Source organism: Cobetia sp. SIMBA_158 (genome assembly GCF_046566945.1).
In the GTDB taxonomy this organism is placed as follows: Bacteria; Pseudomonadota; Gammaproteobacteria; order Pseudomonadales; family Halomonadaceae; genus Cobetia; species Cobetia amphilecti.
Genome location: NZ_JAWJYL010000003.1, coordinates 231,390 through 245,136 on the forward strand (window position 1 = coordinate 231,390; position 13,747 = coordinate 245,136).

The 13,747-nt window shown below is 61.5% G+C and carries 9 protein-coding genes and 1 pseudogene; 3 read left to right on the forward strand and 7 right to left on the reverse strand.

Translation table 11 applies throughout. The features are described from left to right. Nucleotides 1–12: 12 nt before the first annotated feature. The 4 genes and pseudogenes from R2R70_RS06955 to R2R70_RS06970 form a co-directional block, all read right to left on the reverse strand. Nucleotides 13–1,344: a 2-oxo acid dehydrogenase subunit E2 gene (locus R2R70_RS06955; RefSeq protein ID WP_410977738.1), complete on the reverse strand. Its 1,332-nt coding sequence runs from the start codon at nt 1,342–1,344 to the stop codon at nt 13–15. Between the two features lie 306 nt (nt 1,345–1,650). After that, nucleotides 1,651–1,818, reverse strand: a pseudogene (locus R2R70_RS06960) (biotin/lipoyl-containing protein); the annotation flags it as partial. 12 nt (nt 1,819–1,830) lie between these two features. After that, on the reverse strand, nt 1,831–2,799 hold the full coding sequence (locus R2R70_RS06965; RefSeq protein ID WP_043333588.1) for an alpha-ketoacid dehydrogenase subunit beta: 969 nt from the start codon (nt 2,797–2,799) through the stop codon (nt 1,831–1,833). Nucleotides 2,800–2,948: 149 nt separating this feature from the next. After that, complete coding sequence (locus tag R2R70_RS06970; protein WP_410977739.1) at nt 2,949–4,301, reverse strand: thiamine pyrophosphate-dependent dehydrogenase E1 component subunit alpha; 1,353 nt, start codon at nt 4,299–4,301, stop codon at nt 2,949–2,951. 168 nt (nt 4,302–4,469) lie between these two features. On the opposite strand from R2R70_RS06970, the gene R2R70_RS06975 reads away from it, so the two are divergent. Both R2R70_RS06975 and R2R70_RS06980 read left to right on the forward strand, forming a co-directional pair. Further along, nucleotides 4,470–4,685 carry a hypothetical protein gene (locus R2R70_RS06975; protein WP_410977670.1) on the forward strand — a complete coding sequence of 72 codons (216 nt, stop codon included), beginning with the start codon at nt 4,470–4,472 and terminating at the stop codon, nt 4,683–4,685. Between the two features lie 189 nt (nt 4,686–4,874). Continuing rightward, a complete protein-coding gene (locus R2R70_RS06980) occupies nt 4,875–6,131 on the forward strand; it encodes a dicarboxylate/amino acid:cation symporter (RefSeq protein WP_054556697.1) in 1,257 nt (418 codons plus the stop codon). Nucleotides 6,132–6,296: 165 nt separating this feature from the next. Here R2R70_RS06980 and R2R70_RS06985 read toward each other — a convergent pair whose 3' ends face one another. The 3 genes from R2R70_RS06985 to R2R70_RS06995 form a co-directional block, all read right to left on the reverse strand. Then, a complete protein-coding gene (locus R2R70_RS06985; RefSeq protein ID WP_410977740.1) occupies nt 6,297–7,961 on the reverse strand; it encodes an AMP-binding protein in 1,665 nt (554 codons plus the stop codon). 599 nt (nt 7,962–8,560) lie between these two features. After that, entirely contained in the window at nt 8,561–10,294 is a 1,734-nt protein-coding gene (locus tag R2R70_RS06990; RefSeq protein WP_107334823.1) for a BCCT family transporter, read from the reverse strand. A 523-nt stretch (nt 10,295–10,817) separates the two neighbouring features. Beyond that, the gene (locus R2R70_RS06995; RefSeq protein ID WP_410977671.1) at nt 10,818–12,845 is read right to left on the reverse strand and encodes a BCCT family transporter; all 2,028 of its coding nucleotides are present in this window, start codon (nt 12,843–12,845) and stop codon (nt 10,818–10,820) included. Nucleotides 12,846–13,112: 267 nt separating this feature from the next. On the opposite strand from R2R70_RS06995, the gene R2R70_RS07000 reads away from it, so the two are divergent. Continuing rightward, the gene (locus tag R2R70_RS07000; RefSeq protein ID WP_410977672.1) at nt 13,113–13,670 is read left to right on the forward strand and encodes a hypothetical protein; all 558 of its coding nucleotides are present in this window, start codon (nt 13,113–13,115) and stop codon (nt 13,668–13,670) included. The last annotated feature ends 77 nt before the right edge of the window (nt 13,671–13,747 follow it).

Genomic DNA, 13,747 nt, shown 5'->3' on the forward strand with positions numbered 1-13,747 from the left:
TCAGACAGCGCCTCATGACAGCGACAGCAGCATTTCATCAGGGTGCTCGAGATAGTGCTTCCACAGATTACTGAAGCGCGCGATGGTCCCGCCGTCGATGATGCGATGATCCCCCGCCCAGGTGATGGTCATGATGTCACGCGCACAGACATTGCCCTCGCCATCGAAGCGCGGCAGACGCTGAGTGCGCCCCAACGCGACGATGGCGAACTCCGGCTGGTTGATGATCGGCGCGGCATAGGTGCCACCCAGAGCCCCGATATTGGAGATCGACAGGGTGCCGCCCTTGAGGTCCGCCTGGGCAACGCGCCCGCTGCGTGCAGCTTCGGTCAGCCGCCCGACCTCACGCGCGATCTCGAGAATGCTCAGACGTTCGACGCCCTTCACGTTCGGCACCATCAGCCCGCTGGCACTGTCCACCGCCATGCCGATGTTGCAGGCGCCCTGATAGAGAATCTCGCTCTCATCCTCACTGAGACGCGCATTGAGAATCGGCTCCTCGATGACCGCCAGCGCCATGGCCTTCATGATGAACGGCATCAGGGTCAGACGAATGCCCTGCTGCTCGGCGCGCACCTTGAGGCGGGCCCGCAACGCCAGCAGGTCAGTGATATCGAGCTCATCGCCGTAATGGAAATGCGGGATCTGAGTGCTGGACTGCACCATGCGCCGAGCCATCACCGCCGCGACTCCCTTGAGCGGTACCGCTTTCGACTCAAGGCGTGACGATCGCACCTCGTCACTGGCCACAGCACACGCCTGGGCAGGTGCCTTGTCGGCCTCGGCGGCCTCGGCGATCTTGTGAGAGTCATCAGGTGTCACGTCAGTCTCGTGAGCCTCGGATTGCTTGAGATATGCCAGCACATCTTCCTTCAGCACCCGGCCGTTACGCCCCGAGCCTGCGATGGCCCGGATATCGAGCTGATGTTCGCGCAATAGACGGCGCACGGCAGGGGTCGCGGGTATGCGAGGCCGGCTCTCCGCGTGACGCCCGTCTTGCCCACTCTTGTTGTCGCTCTTGTCGTCGCCCTCCTGGCGGTGCTCCGCCAGACGCTCTGGCTGAACCTGCTTGTGTTCAGGCGCGGTGATGTCGCTCTCAGCGCTTTCAGCCTCTGCCTCTTCATCAGGGACGTAGGCATACAGCGGCGTATGCACTCGGGCATTTTCGCCCTGGGCGTAATGGAAGCGCACGATACGCCCGGGCTCCGAGGCGGTGATCTCGACCAGCGCCTTGTCGGTCATCACATCGACGATCGTCTGGTCTTCTTCCACCGTGTCGCCTTCCGCGACGTGCCAGGTGACCACCTCACATTCGACGATGCCTTCGCCGATATCCGGCAGGATGAAATCACGCGAGCGTCGCTCAAGGGCCGCGGCTGTCGGTGTGGCGGCTGCCCCATTGGTAGCTGCCGCCGCAGAAGCTGACGCAGTGACATCCGACTGACTGCTGGTCGCCTGGCTGGCAGCTGACTGAGTCTGTGCCGTCGAGCGAGCAGGCGCTGCAACCGTCATCACATCGCCGGCGTGGTCATCCTCACGCTCGCCGTGTCCGGTCTTTTCACTATCACTGTCACTGCCATCATCCACCGCAAACAGCGGCGCATGGACACGGGCAATCTCGCCTTCCTGACAGTAAAGCTTGACCACGGTGCCGGCGTGGGGCGCGGGGATTTCCACCAACGCCTTGTCTGTCATGACCTCGGCCACCGGCTGATCTTCCTCGATCACGTCGCCTTCCTTGATCAACCACTTGACCAGCTCGCACTCGACGATGCCTTCGCCGATATCGGGCAGGATGAAATCATTCATGGCGCGCATCACTCCCTGTCATCAGTAATTCAAGCTTTGCTTGATGGCCTCGTAGATCTTGAGCTCGTCCGGCAGATGCTCCTTCTCGAGCACCAGCGGGAACGGCGTATCAAGGCCAGTGACGCGTCGGATCGGCGCCTCGAGATACAAAAAGCAACGCTCCTGCACGGTGGCGGCAATCTCGCTGGCAAAACCTCCCGTCAGCGGCGCTTCATGACTGACCACCAGACGCCCCGTCTTGAGCACCGAGTCACACACCGTCTCGATGTCCCAGGGCAGAATGCTGCGCAGGTCGATGATCTCGCAGTCGATGCCATCCTGCTCGGCGAGCGCGGCGGCCTTCTCGATGACCTCCATCTGAGCGCCCCAGCCGAGCAGCGTGATATCGCGGCCTTCACGAATGACGTCGGCCACGCCCAGGGGCAGTTCGTAATCGGCTTCTGGCACCTCGCCCACCGAGGCTCGATAGAGCCGCTTGGGCTCCATGAACAGCACCGGATTGGGGTCGCGAATCGCCGCCAGCAGAAGCCCCTTGGCCTGGTGGGGATTGCGTGGCATCACGATCTTGAGGCCCGGGGTATGCGCGAAATAGGCCTCGGGCGACTGGGAGTGATAGAGCCCGCCTGCGATGCCGCCACCATAGGGCGTGCGAATCGTCAGGCCGCCGACATCGAACAGATCACCGGAGCGATAGCGGAACTTGGCCGCCTCGTTCACGATCTGGTCAAAGGCGGGGAAGATGTAGTCGGCGAACTGGATCTCGGCCACCGGCGTCGAGCCCTGCGCCGCCAGCCCGTTGGCGAATCCGATGATGCCCTGCTCGGTGAGTGGCGTATTGAAGCAGCGCTCTCGACCGTATTTGTCCTGCAGGTGGCTGGTGGCCCGGAAGACGCCGCCGAATACCCCGACGTCCTCCCCGAACAGCACCACACGGGGATTGGCGGCCATGGCGATATCCAGCGCATTGTTGATCGCCTGCAGCATGTTCATCTGTTTCTTGCCCGAGGCCGAGGCTGCTGCATCCTTGCTGCCTGTCGCCGCAGGCGATTCTTTCGCAGCTGAACCCACCGTAGCTGAGTCGCTTGCAGCTGAGTCTGTCACTGGCGTTTTCTCCAACGGCTGTTCACTCATCTGCTCGCTCATGATGTCTGGCCTCCATCTACCGGCTGATGGCTCTGCATGCGCTGCTGACGTTCCTGATACGCCTTGCGACTGTCTTCCAGCTCCTGCGCAGTGAACCCCATGCTGGCGGCGCCCTTGGGATAGGCATGCGGATACTTGCGAATATGCTGTTTCACTTCTTCGAGCTGCTGCGTGAGCAACGGCGTCGGCGTGTCGTAGACATCGCTGATCAGGGTGTCCAGCGCCGGTGGCGCCAGTTTCTCGGCACGCTTCATGGACTCAAGCACTTCGCGACGCAGTTGATCGCCAGTGGCCTTTTCCTCCTCCTCGCTCCACCAGCCTTGCGCCTCTAACCAGTTGCGCATGCGCAGGATGGGGTCCTTGTCACGCCAGATGGCCTCCTCCTTCTTGCTGCGATACCCGGAGGGGTCATCCGACGAGGAGTGCGCCGCCAGACGGTAGGTCATCGCCTCGATCAATACCGGCTGATTGGTCTCGACCGCGATCTTGCGCGCCGCCAGGGTGGCTTCGTAGACGGCGATCACGTCATTACCATCCACCCGGATGCTCTGCATGTGATAGCCGAAGGCACGTGGCGCGATGCCATCGGCGGCGAATTGCTCGCACGACGGGGTGGAAATGGCATAGCCATTGTTGCGACACAGGAAGATGCACGGCACCCGATGCACGGAGGCCATGTTGAGAGCGGCATGGAAATCGCCCTCGGAGGCGGCCCCTTCACCGAAGATGGTGATGGTGCACTGCCCCTTGCCCGCCAGCTTCTGGCCGTAGGCATAGCCGGTTGCCTGGGGAATCTGGGTCGCCAGCGGCGAGGAGATGGTCATGTAGTGCAGGTCACGCGACCCATAGTGGATCGGCATCTGACGGCCCTTGCCGTAGTCGCGCTCGTTGCCGAACATCTGGTTCATGAATTCGTCACAGCTGAAGCCGCGCCAGGCCAGCGCCCCCTGCTCACGGTATTGCGCCATGATCATGTCATCGTCTTGAAGCGCCGCCGCACTGCCGATCACCGTGGCTTCCTCGCCGGTGCATTGCATGTAGAAGCTCAAGCGCCCCTGGCGCTGGGCGGCCAGCATGCGCTCATCCAGCACCCGGGTGAACAGCATCGTCCGGTAGATCTTGAGCGCCGTGTCGCGCTCGATCGGATCGCGGTCGATGGGCGAACTGTCCTGCGACGACTGGCCTCCCTGATAGTCATCTCCCTGCCCCTGTGGCGCATCGACGGGATAAAGGGTGCCGTCCTGACGCAGGCGCTTGAAGATCGGGATGCAGAGCTCATCGCCGGTCATGAAGGCCAGGTGATGCAGCACCGTCGGCCCCTGCGGCGCGATCTGGTCTGCCGTCGGCATGGCGGTCAGGTCATCGAGCTCTGGCTGTGAGCCATCGGGCGGCGCGGTCCCCGGGGATACGGGTCCGCGTGTTGTTGTATCGGACATGCTCAGCGTCCTCTCTTACCGATCAGGCGTTTGAGGGATTACCCAGCCCTCGTGAGGCCGGGCAGGCAATGGCGTACCTTCATGAATGTCGAACCGGAAGCTGTCGAACCGCAAGCTGTCGATTCGGCGATGACAACAGTGCTTACCATCAGACTAGTGGAAAGTCGCTCTGGCGGCCTAACAGTTAACGTTAACGTCAAGGTAACGCAAAGACAGACGATATGCCTGCCTGACAACTACTTCTTTGGTGGAACCTTTTGCGGCATGAGCTCATGCGCGCCCGGCATGGAAAGCTGAATTCGCGTGAAAGGACGATTTTTTGCGACTAAAGGTGCAGAGGGTGAGTGCAGGCTGACTGTTAATCTTCCCGCACCAAAAAAGTGCTTAATGCAGTGCGCAATCGTGACAAGGCATCGAGACGACAGACTCGGGCGCGCCCTGAGCATCATCAGCGATGATCATCGCTAGACACCTAAGGACAGTTCCATGAGTGATTCCTCCCGCCCTAACCTGTGGCGCCGTTTGCCGTTGTGGCAGAAGATCCTGGGCGGCCTCGCCCTGGGGGTACTCGCTGGTGCCCTGATGGGAGAAAGCGCCAGCATGTTCAAGCCGCTGGGCGATATCTTCATCAATGCGATCAAAATGCTGATCGTGCCGCTGGTCTTCAGCACCCTGGTGGTCGGTATCACCTCGATGCGTGACCCGCAGAAGATGGGCCGCATCGGCGGCAAGACCATCGCCCTCTACCTGCTGACGACCGCCTTCGCGATCGCCATCGGCATGCTGGCCTCCAGCATCTTCCAGCCGGGTGCCGGCTTCGAGTTCAACTTCGACAAGGCGATGGAAACCAAGGACGCGCCTTCGCTGGTGCAGATTCTGGTCGACCTGGTGCCGAGTAACCCGATCGATGCGCTGGCCAACGGCAACATCATGCAGATCATCGTCTTCGCCATCGGGATCGGCATCTCGCTGATCATGATCGGCGACAAGGGCGAGCCGGTCGTGCGCGTCTTCGATAGCTTCGCCGAAGTGATGTACAAGCTGACCGAATTCGTGATGGCCTTCGCGCCGTTCGGTGTCTTCGGCCTGATGGCGCATGTCTCCGGCAACTACGGCCTGGATGTGCTGCTGCCGCTGGCCAAGGTGATCGGCGTGGCCTATCTGGCGAGCATCGTGCACGTGCTGGTGGTCTACTCCGGCCTGCTGGCGACGCTGGGCAAGCTGAACCCGGTGCGCTATCTGCGCGGTATCGTCGATGCACTGGTCGTGGCCTTCTCCTCGGCTTCAAGCTCCGGCACCCTGCCGATCTCCATCCGCTGCGCCCAGAAGAATCTCGGCGTCTCGGAAGGTGTCTCCGGCTTCGTGCTGCCGGTCGGCGCGACCATCAACATGGATGGCACCGCCATCTATCAGGGCGTGGTGGCACTGTTCATCGCCCAGATGACCGGCATCGAGCTGTCGATGATGGATTACGGCATGATCGTGCTGACCGGTACGCTGGCCTCCATCGGCACCGCCGGTGTGCCGGGCGCCGGCCTGATCATGCTCTCCATCGTGCTGAGCCAGGTAGGCCTGCCGCTGGAAGCCATCGCGGTGATCGCCGGTATCGACCGTATCCTCGACATGGCGCGCACCACCGTAAATGTCGCGGGCGACCTGATGGTCACCACCCTGGTCGGCAAGTCCGAGAACGAGCTGGACCTCGAGGTCTACAACGCGACCCAGCCCAAGAAGGACGCCTGACGCCAGGCGCAGGCATTCTCGCCAGCGCCTTGCCTTGAAACACGAACGCCCCGCTCAATGAGCGGGGCGTTCGTGTTTCAAGGGCTATGATTCAGGGCTGTGTATACCGTCTGTGATTACGATTCGTGCTTCGGGCTGTCACACAGGGAGAAAACAAAGGCAAGGTCAGGCAGATTCCGGCGGAGAGTCGCGCAACTCACGTCTGAGCACCTTGCCGACGTTGGTCTTGGGCAGCTCGTCGATGAAGACCACCTGACGCGGCACCTTGTAGCTGGCCAGTTCCTTGCGCGACCAGTCTCGCAGCGCATCCGCCTCGAGCTCTGCGCCGTCCTTGAGCACGACATAGAGCTTGATCGCCTCACCACTGCGCTCATCCACCACCGAGACGGCGGCAGCCTCGAGCACGTCCGGGTGACGCACGATGACGTCCTCGACCTCATTGGGATACACGTTGAAGCCGGAGACGATGATCATGTCCTTCTTGCGATCGACGATGCGCATATAGCCATCGTCCTGGAAGACCGCGATATCACCGGTGCGCAGGAAGCCATCGGCAGTGAAGCTGTCTTTCGTCGCCTGCTCACGCTGCCAGTAGCCCTTCATCACCTGCGGCCCCTTCACGCACAGCTCGCCCGGCTCCCCCATCGCGACCAGCGCGCCCTCATCGTCATACAGACGCACCTCGGTGGAAGGCATCGGCCGACCGATGGTGCCGAGCTGAATGGCATCCAGCGGGTTGAACGACACGATCGGCGAGGTCTCGGTCATGCCGTAGCCCTCGGAGATATCGCTGCCGGTGACCCGCTTCCACTCTTCTGCCGCCTTGCGCGTCAGCGCCACGCCCCCTGAGGTGGTGATCTTGAGCTTCGAGAAGTCCAGTGCCTGGAAGCCGGGGTTGTTGCACAGCGCCACGAACAGCGTATTGAGACCGACGAACATCGTGAAGTCGTGCTTTTGCAGCGTCTTGACGAAGCCCGGGATATCGCGCGGATTGGGAATCAACAGGGTGTGATTGCCTTCACTGAGCATGCAGGCCAGATGAATGGTGAAGGCGTAGATGTGATAGAGCGGCAACGGCGCCACCAGCGTTTCATGGCCGGGGTTCAAGCCCTGCGTCAGGGCCATCTTGCCTTGCAGCATGTTGGCGAGCAGGTTGCGGTGGGTCAGCATCGCGCCCTTGGCGACCCCGGTGGTGCCGCCGGTGTACTGCAGCACAACGACATCATCGAGTGCCAGTGTCGGCCGCTCCCAGCGCTCGGCCTTGCCCTGCGAGATGGCCGTGCGCAGCGGGATGGCGTCGGGCAAGTGATAGCTCGGCACCAGTTTCTTGACGTGCTTGACCACGGTGTTGATCAACAGCCGCTTGAAGGCCGGGTGCATGTCGCCCAACTCACAGACCAGCACGTACTCGAGGCCAGTGCGCTCCCGCACGCGTTCGACCTTGTCCGCCATGTTGGCCAGCACCACCAACGCTCGTGCGCCGGAATCATTGAACTGATGCTCCATCTCACGTTCGGTATACAGCGGGTTGGTATTCACCAGCACCAGGCCTGCACGCAGCACGGCGAAGGCCACCACCGGAAACATCAGCGTATTGGGCAGCTGGATGGCGACCCGATCGCCCGGCTTGAGGTCGGTCTCATGCTGGAACCAGTCCGCCAGCTGACGACTGGTGGCATCCAGCTCCGCAAACGTCATGGTGCGGTCCATGCAGGTAAAGGCAGGACGCTCGCCATGCGTCGAGCAGGCCTTCTCCAGCATGTCCATCAGGGAGTCGTAGCCGCTGAAATCCACCTCCTGAGAAGACCGCAGGCACGACATGCCGCTCATGTCGCCTGCCGCTGGCTGTGCTCTCGAAGCGTCGGGCGAGGCATCTGCCACGTGGGAAGGCGCTGTATTGGAATCGGCAGTGGTATCGGTAGTGGACTTGCCTGACTCATCGGGTCGAGCCGCTAGGGGATCATGCATGGCGTTGCTCCTTGATCAGTACGTGGGGCGCTCGGCGTCACTGCCCCCGCTACCTTGTTGTTGTAGACGTCGTTGCAAGACGTCGTCATGAGACCAGGTCGAAAGACATCGTGGTGAGATGCGTGGTGAGGCGCTGTCGGGACTCCGTCGGGTGGGTGTCAGCCTGTGGGCCCTTCACTGTCGACAGCATAGCCGCAAACCGATGCTGCGCGCCGTTGGCGGAATCGATGGACCTGCCAGCATTGGAACATACGTACGTTTGATATTGCCTTGCGACCTTGGTGACATGCGCAGGCCTGCTCTGGAGCAGGGAAACAGCCCTGAGTCCAAGAAGGGAAACAGCCCTGAGCCCAAGGAGGTAAACAGCCCTGTCCCGAAAGCGAGAAACAACGAGGCCCCTGCCCAGGGGGCAGAGGCCTCATGTCTTGCACACCAGACGCATACGTCTGGCAAACGGCAACTCAGGAGAGGTCGCGGACCTCGTTCTCGATCATCTTGCGGATATGCTCCTCGTTCTCGATCATCGATTCGCCATCTTCGCGCAGCGATTTCAACAACCCGATCATCATGGCGATCAGCACGAAGGTGAACGGCAAGGCGCCGGCGATCGAGGCAGCCTGCAGGGACTTGAGCGCCTGATCGCCCCCCAGCAACAGCAGGATCAAGGTCACGGCGCCCAGCATCATGCCCCAGATGATGCGTTGCTGCACCGGAGGACGACGACCGAAGGCCAGCAGGCGTCCCAGCACCAGGGTGCCGGAATCCGCAGACGTGACGAAGAAGATGATCACCACGATCAGCGCGGCCACCTTGGCCACGGTTGCGGCAATGCCGGGCGTGAGCACCTCGAACGAGTGGTAGAGGGTGCCGGCGTAGTCCCAGTTGGTGACCGCAGCCGTGTAGATGCCCATGTCGGCCCCGTACAGGGACTGATAGATCCCCGCCGAACCGATGACGCCGAACCAGACCAGCGCGACGATGGAGGGGATGACCATCACCCCGAGGATGAATTCACGGATGGTCCGGCCGCGCGAGATGCGGGCAATGAACATGCCGACGAAACCGGCCCAGGCGATCCACCAGCCCCAGTAGAAGATGGTCCAGCCGCCCTGCCACACTTGCTCGTCCGGCGTGCGCGCCGTCCACAGTGTCATCGAGACGCCATCGGTGAGGTAATCCCCGAGCGCGGTGATGGAGCTCGCGATCAGATAGTTGGCGTCGCTCACCAGCAGGAAGTAGGCAAGGATGCCGAGGCAGACCCAGGTATTGAAGGTGGAAAGCAGCTTGATGCCACGTGCCACGCCGCTGGTCGCTGATAGAGTGGCGATGACGCTGATCAACACGATGGAGACCACGGTCACCATGCGCGACTTCTCTTCGATGAGGCCCAGTGACATCAGGCCGGAGCCGATCTGCTCGACGCCCAGCCCGAGCGTGGTAGCGATGCCGAAAATGGTACCGAACACGGTCAGGATATCGACGGTGTGCCCGATGGGCCCGTAGATCCGGTTGCCGATCAGCGGATAGAGGGCCGAGCGCATCGAGAGCGGCAGCCCCTTGCGGAAGGCGAAATAGGCCAGTGACAGCCCGACGATGGCATACATGGCCCAGGCGATCGTGCCCCAGTGGAAGACGGTGAGCTTGATGCCACCGGCGGCCGCTTCCGCGACGCGGCTGTCAGGCACCGGGAAGCCTTCGTCCCCCGGCATGAGCCCACTCGCCAGGGCGGCCTGCTTGGCCTCGAAGAAGGCAGCGACGGCCGCCTTGACGTCAGCACTCAGAAACGGATTGCCGCCGCTCCAGTCACTCGCGAAATGGATCATGGGCTCGGACATCGAGAAGAACAGCATGCCCGCGCCGGTCCCGCAGCCGAACAGCATCGAGAACCAGGCAAAATTGCTGAACTCGGGACGCTCATCGTCGCGCCCCAGCCGAATCTTGCCGACACGCGAACACATCACGTAAAGACAGACCACGAAGGTCGAGAACATCACCAGCACGTAGTACCAGCCCAGGGTGCTCTCTATCCAGGACTTGATGCCCAGAAACTGATCGCTGGCCGTCTTGCCCAACAGAATCGCATAGAGAATGAAGAACACGGTCATGGTGATCGCGGTGATACCGAGCGTCGAGTTGAGTCCCTTCAGGACACCTCGCTGCTCGATGAGTGCATCCAGTTCCTTTCCTTTCAACATGTTTCTACCTCGTGACGGGTTTTTATTATCATTTTTCATGATGCCGCTATCGTCGTTCGTGACATTAGTACCGTCGTTCGTGACATCGGTACCGTCGTTCATGACAGCGGTATCGTTGTTCATGACTGCGGGTGCCGGGGTTCAAGGAACCTCAGTCGTCATGGGGACATTGCGGGCAGATCGCGTTCACCTTCGGCCAGTCATGGGCGGGAACCTTGGCAGACGACAACACTAAAGCATGTCATCTGCCCCCCAGCCGATATGCGACTTTGTGGGGAGAGTCCATGCTATAGGCCCCCCGCTTGCGAGACCAATAAGATCTCGACGCCGCCTGGATAAGCAGCGCTAATGCCTGAGCCGAGAAAAAGAGGCCTCACATTGCGGCGTCTTTCGACAGGGGTCCTATCCAGGCCGGTTCCTTCAGGGAACCTCATCCAGACAGACAAAAGCCCCCGGCGGATCTCTCCACAAGGGGCTCTTGCGTCATGGCGATGCGTGAAGCGTCACTGACTGCCCGCTCGGATCATTGACCGACGGACTGACTCAGACGCAGCTGGTGCAGGTAGTGCATATGACGCTCGTACTGCTCGAGCAGATCATTGATGACCTGGTCCTTGCTGTAGCCCATCAGGTCATAGGATTGGCCGCCTTCCTTGAGGAAGACTTCGGCACGACAGTAATCCTCTTCATCCCCCTCGTCTTCCTGATCCAGATTGAGGTCCGGACGCAGGTGAGAGCGAATGCGCACGCCGTAGATGAAGTCATCTTCCTCACCGTGGCGTGCATTGAAGTAGACGCGATCACGACTGGTGGTGACGTCGACTTCCAGCCCCTGGCTGCGCAGCTCTTCGGCCAGTTCCTGCATGCCTTCCGCGACAGTGCCGCGCAGGAAGCCACGTACCATGGCGCGCGTCGGGAAGCTCATCAGGTGCTGGGCACGCTTGCGCCAGTTGCCCTTCTCGCCCATCGGCGTCGCGGCTGCGGTGTTCACCGACAGCGAGCGGCGCTTGACGGACTCGAGATTGAGCTGACGCAGCAGACCGAAGATCGCGGCCAGCAGGATCATGCCGAACGGCAAGGCGGTGGCGATGGTGGCGGTCTGCAGCGCCCCCAGCCCACCGGCCAGCATCAGCACGATGGCCAAAAGACCCACCGCGAAGGCCCAGTAGATACGCTGCCAGGTCGGGGTGTCTTCACGACCACCGGAGGCCAGCATGTCGACCACCATCGAGCCGGAATCCGCCGAGGTGACGAAGAACACGATGACCATCACCAGCGCGATCACCGAGGTGATGGACGACAGCGGCAGCTGCTCGAGGAAGGTGAACAGGGCCAGCGAATAGTTGTTGTTGACGGTATCGACCAGCGCCGTGACGTTCTGCTCCAGAATCATCGAGATGGCGGTGTTGCCGAAGATGGTCATCCACAGAAGGGTGAAACCGGCCGGTACGAACAGCACGCCAATGACGAATTCCCGGATGGTACGGCCACGCGAGACACGCGCGATGAACATGCCGACGAACGGAGACCAGGACATCCACCAACCCCAGTAGAGCAGCGTCCAGCCACCGATCCAGTCATTGGGTTCGTAGGCGTAGAGCTCGAAGGTCTTGCCGACGATATCGGCCATGTAGAAGCCGGAATTCTGGACGAAGGCCTTGAGCAGGAAGGCGGTCGGGCCGAGCAGCAGCACGAACAGCAACAGCACCACGGCGAGGCCGAGGTTGATCTCGGACAGGATGCGGATGCCCTTGTCCAGGCCGGTCACGACCGAGATGGTGGCAAGGCCGGTGATCACGACGATGATCGCGACCTGGGTCCAGTCGTTGTTCGGCATGCCGGTCAGGTGCGAGAGCCCGGCATTGACCTGTGCCACACCGTAGCCCAGCGTGGTGGCGACACCACAGACGGTGCCGACGATGGCGAAGATGTCCACCGCATGGCCGATAGGGCCGTAGATGCGCTTGCCGATCAGAGGATACAAGGCACTGCGCAGCGTCAGCGGCAGGTCATGGCGATAGCTGAAGTAGGCCAGAATCAGCGCGACGATGGCGTAGATCGACCAGGCATGCAGCCCCCAGTGGAAGAAGGTCAGCTTCATCGCTTCACGCGCGGTCTCGACCTGCTCCGGGGTACCCGTCGGCGGGTTGAGGAAGTGCATCACCGGCTCGGCCACACCGAAGAACATCAGGCCGATGCCCATGCCCGCCGAGAACAGCATCGCGAACCAGGTGACGTTGCTGTAGTCCGGCAGTGAGTGGTCCGGCCCCAGGCGAATCTCGCCATGGCGTGAGAAGCCGACATACACCACCGAGATCAGCACGATGGCCACGCACAGGATGTAGAACCAGCTCACGGTGTTGGTGATCCAATGCTGGACCGACTCGAACACGGACATGGCCGTGTCCGAGAACACCGCGGTGAAGATCACCAATAACAGGATGATGGCATTCGCGCCGAAGAAGACCGGCGGGTTGACCTTGGCAAACAAGCCGGTGCGCGGCTCGGCACTGGCATCTTCGCCACCGCCCGCTGCAGGGGTATTGCGCATGGAGATTTCCTTGTGAGTGTCCGGGAGAGACGCCGTGAGCTGTCTCGGCGCCCTGCTGGCAAACAACACTATAATGAAAAAACATGATCAGATTGCGCGCGGATAATATCACCTAATGCCTACATGACCAATGTCTTGTCCAACTACCGTCCAACTTCTCGGCACACACATGGCGCAGGATGCCATTTGTTTTCTTGATGCTTGCACGCTGGCACCCAACGTCATCGGCACACTCAAATGCCATGCTGGTCACACAGGAGTAAACGCATGAGTCGCAATCGTCATTCCGGCAAGGGCCCCCTGCGCTATCTCGCGCTGTCTCTTGCCCTGTTGAGTGCCCTGCCGACCACTTCCGCCATGGCGGGCCCGGGGCATGGGCGCTTCGATGGGCCGGGCTACATAGGCCCCGACATCGTGATCGGGCATGGTGAGCTCGGTCGGCTGATTCGCTGGGCACCGGGTGGCCCTGGGCACGGTCATGGCCTGCCCGCAGGGGCGCGCGGTGTCTGGGTGGGCGCTACGCTGTATTTCCTGGCGGCAGGCACCTATTACCTGTGGGAAGAGAGCCAGCAGCAGTATCTGCCGGTCCAGGCCCCCGCTCAGGCGACACTCACGGCCGCGGCGGTCGATGTCATCGCCTACCCCACCAAGGGCCAGAGCGAAGACCAGCAAGCGCGTGATCGCTATGAGTGCCATCGCTGGGCCAATCAGCAGAGTGGCGCCGAAGCCAATTCCGCGGCGCCGCCCGTGACCGCCAGCAACGCAGACACCTATCGCCGCGCGCTGAGTGCCTGCTTCACCGGTCGCGGTTACAGCGTGCAATAGTCAGCTTGAGCCATGAGCATGAAAAAGCCCCGCCAGCTCGCGATGATTGCGGCCTGGCGGGGCTTTCTTGTGTCTGT

Excerpts from the sequence above, each read along its gene's own strand:
- R2R70_RS06990 (WP_107334823.1), bottom strand. The coding sequence starts at position 10,294 with ATGTTGAAAGGAAAGGAACTGGATGCACTCATCGAGCAGCGAGGTGTC.
- R2R70_RS06985 (WP_410977740.1), bottom strand. The coding sequence starts at position 7,961 with ATGAGCGGCATGTCGTGCCTGCGGTCTTCTCAGGAGGTGGATTTCAGC.
- R2R70_RS07000 (WP_410977672.1), top strand. The coding sequence starts at position 13,113 with ATGAGTCGCAATCGTCATTCCGGCAAGGGCCCCCTGCGCTATCTCGCG.
- R2R70_RS06965 (WP_043333588.1), bottom strand. The coding sequence starts at position 2,799 with ATGAACATGCTGCAGGCGATCAACAATGCGCTGGATATCGCCATGGCC.
- R2R70_RS06980 (WP_054556697.1), top strand. The coding sequence starts at position 4,875 with ATGAGTGATTCCTCCCGCCCTAACCTGTGGCGCCGTTTGCCGTTGTGG.
- R2R70_RS06970 (WP_410977739.1), bottom strand. The coding sequence starts at position 4,301 with ATGCCGACGGCAGACCAGATCGCGCCGCAGGGGCCGACGGTGCTGCAT.
- R2R70_RS06975 (WP_410977670.1), top strand. The coding sequence starts at position 4,470 with ATGAATGTCGAACCGGAAGCTGTCGAACCGCAAGCTGTCGATTCGGCG.
- R2R70_RS06995 (WP_410977671.1), bottom strand. The coding sequence starts at position 12,845 with ATGCGCAATACCCCTGCAGCGGGCGGTGGCGAAGATGCCAGTGCCGAG.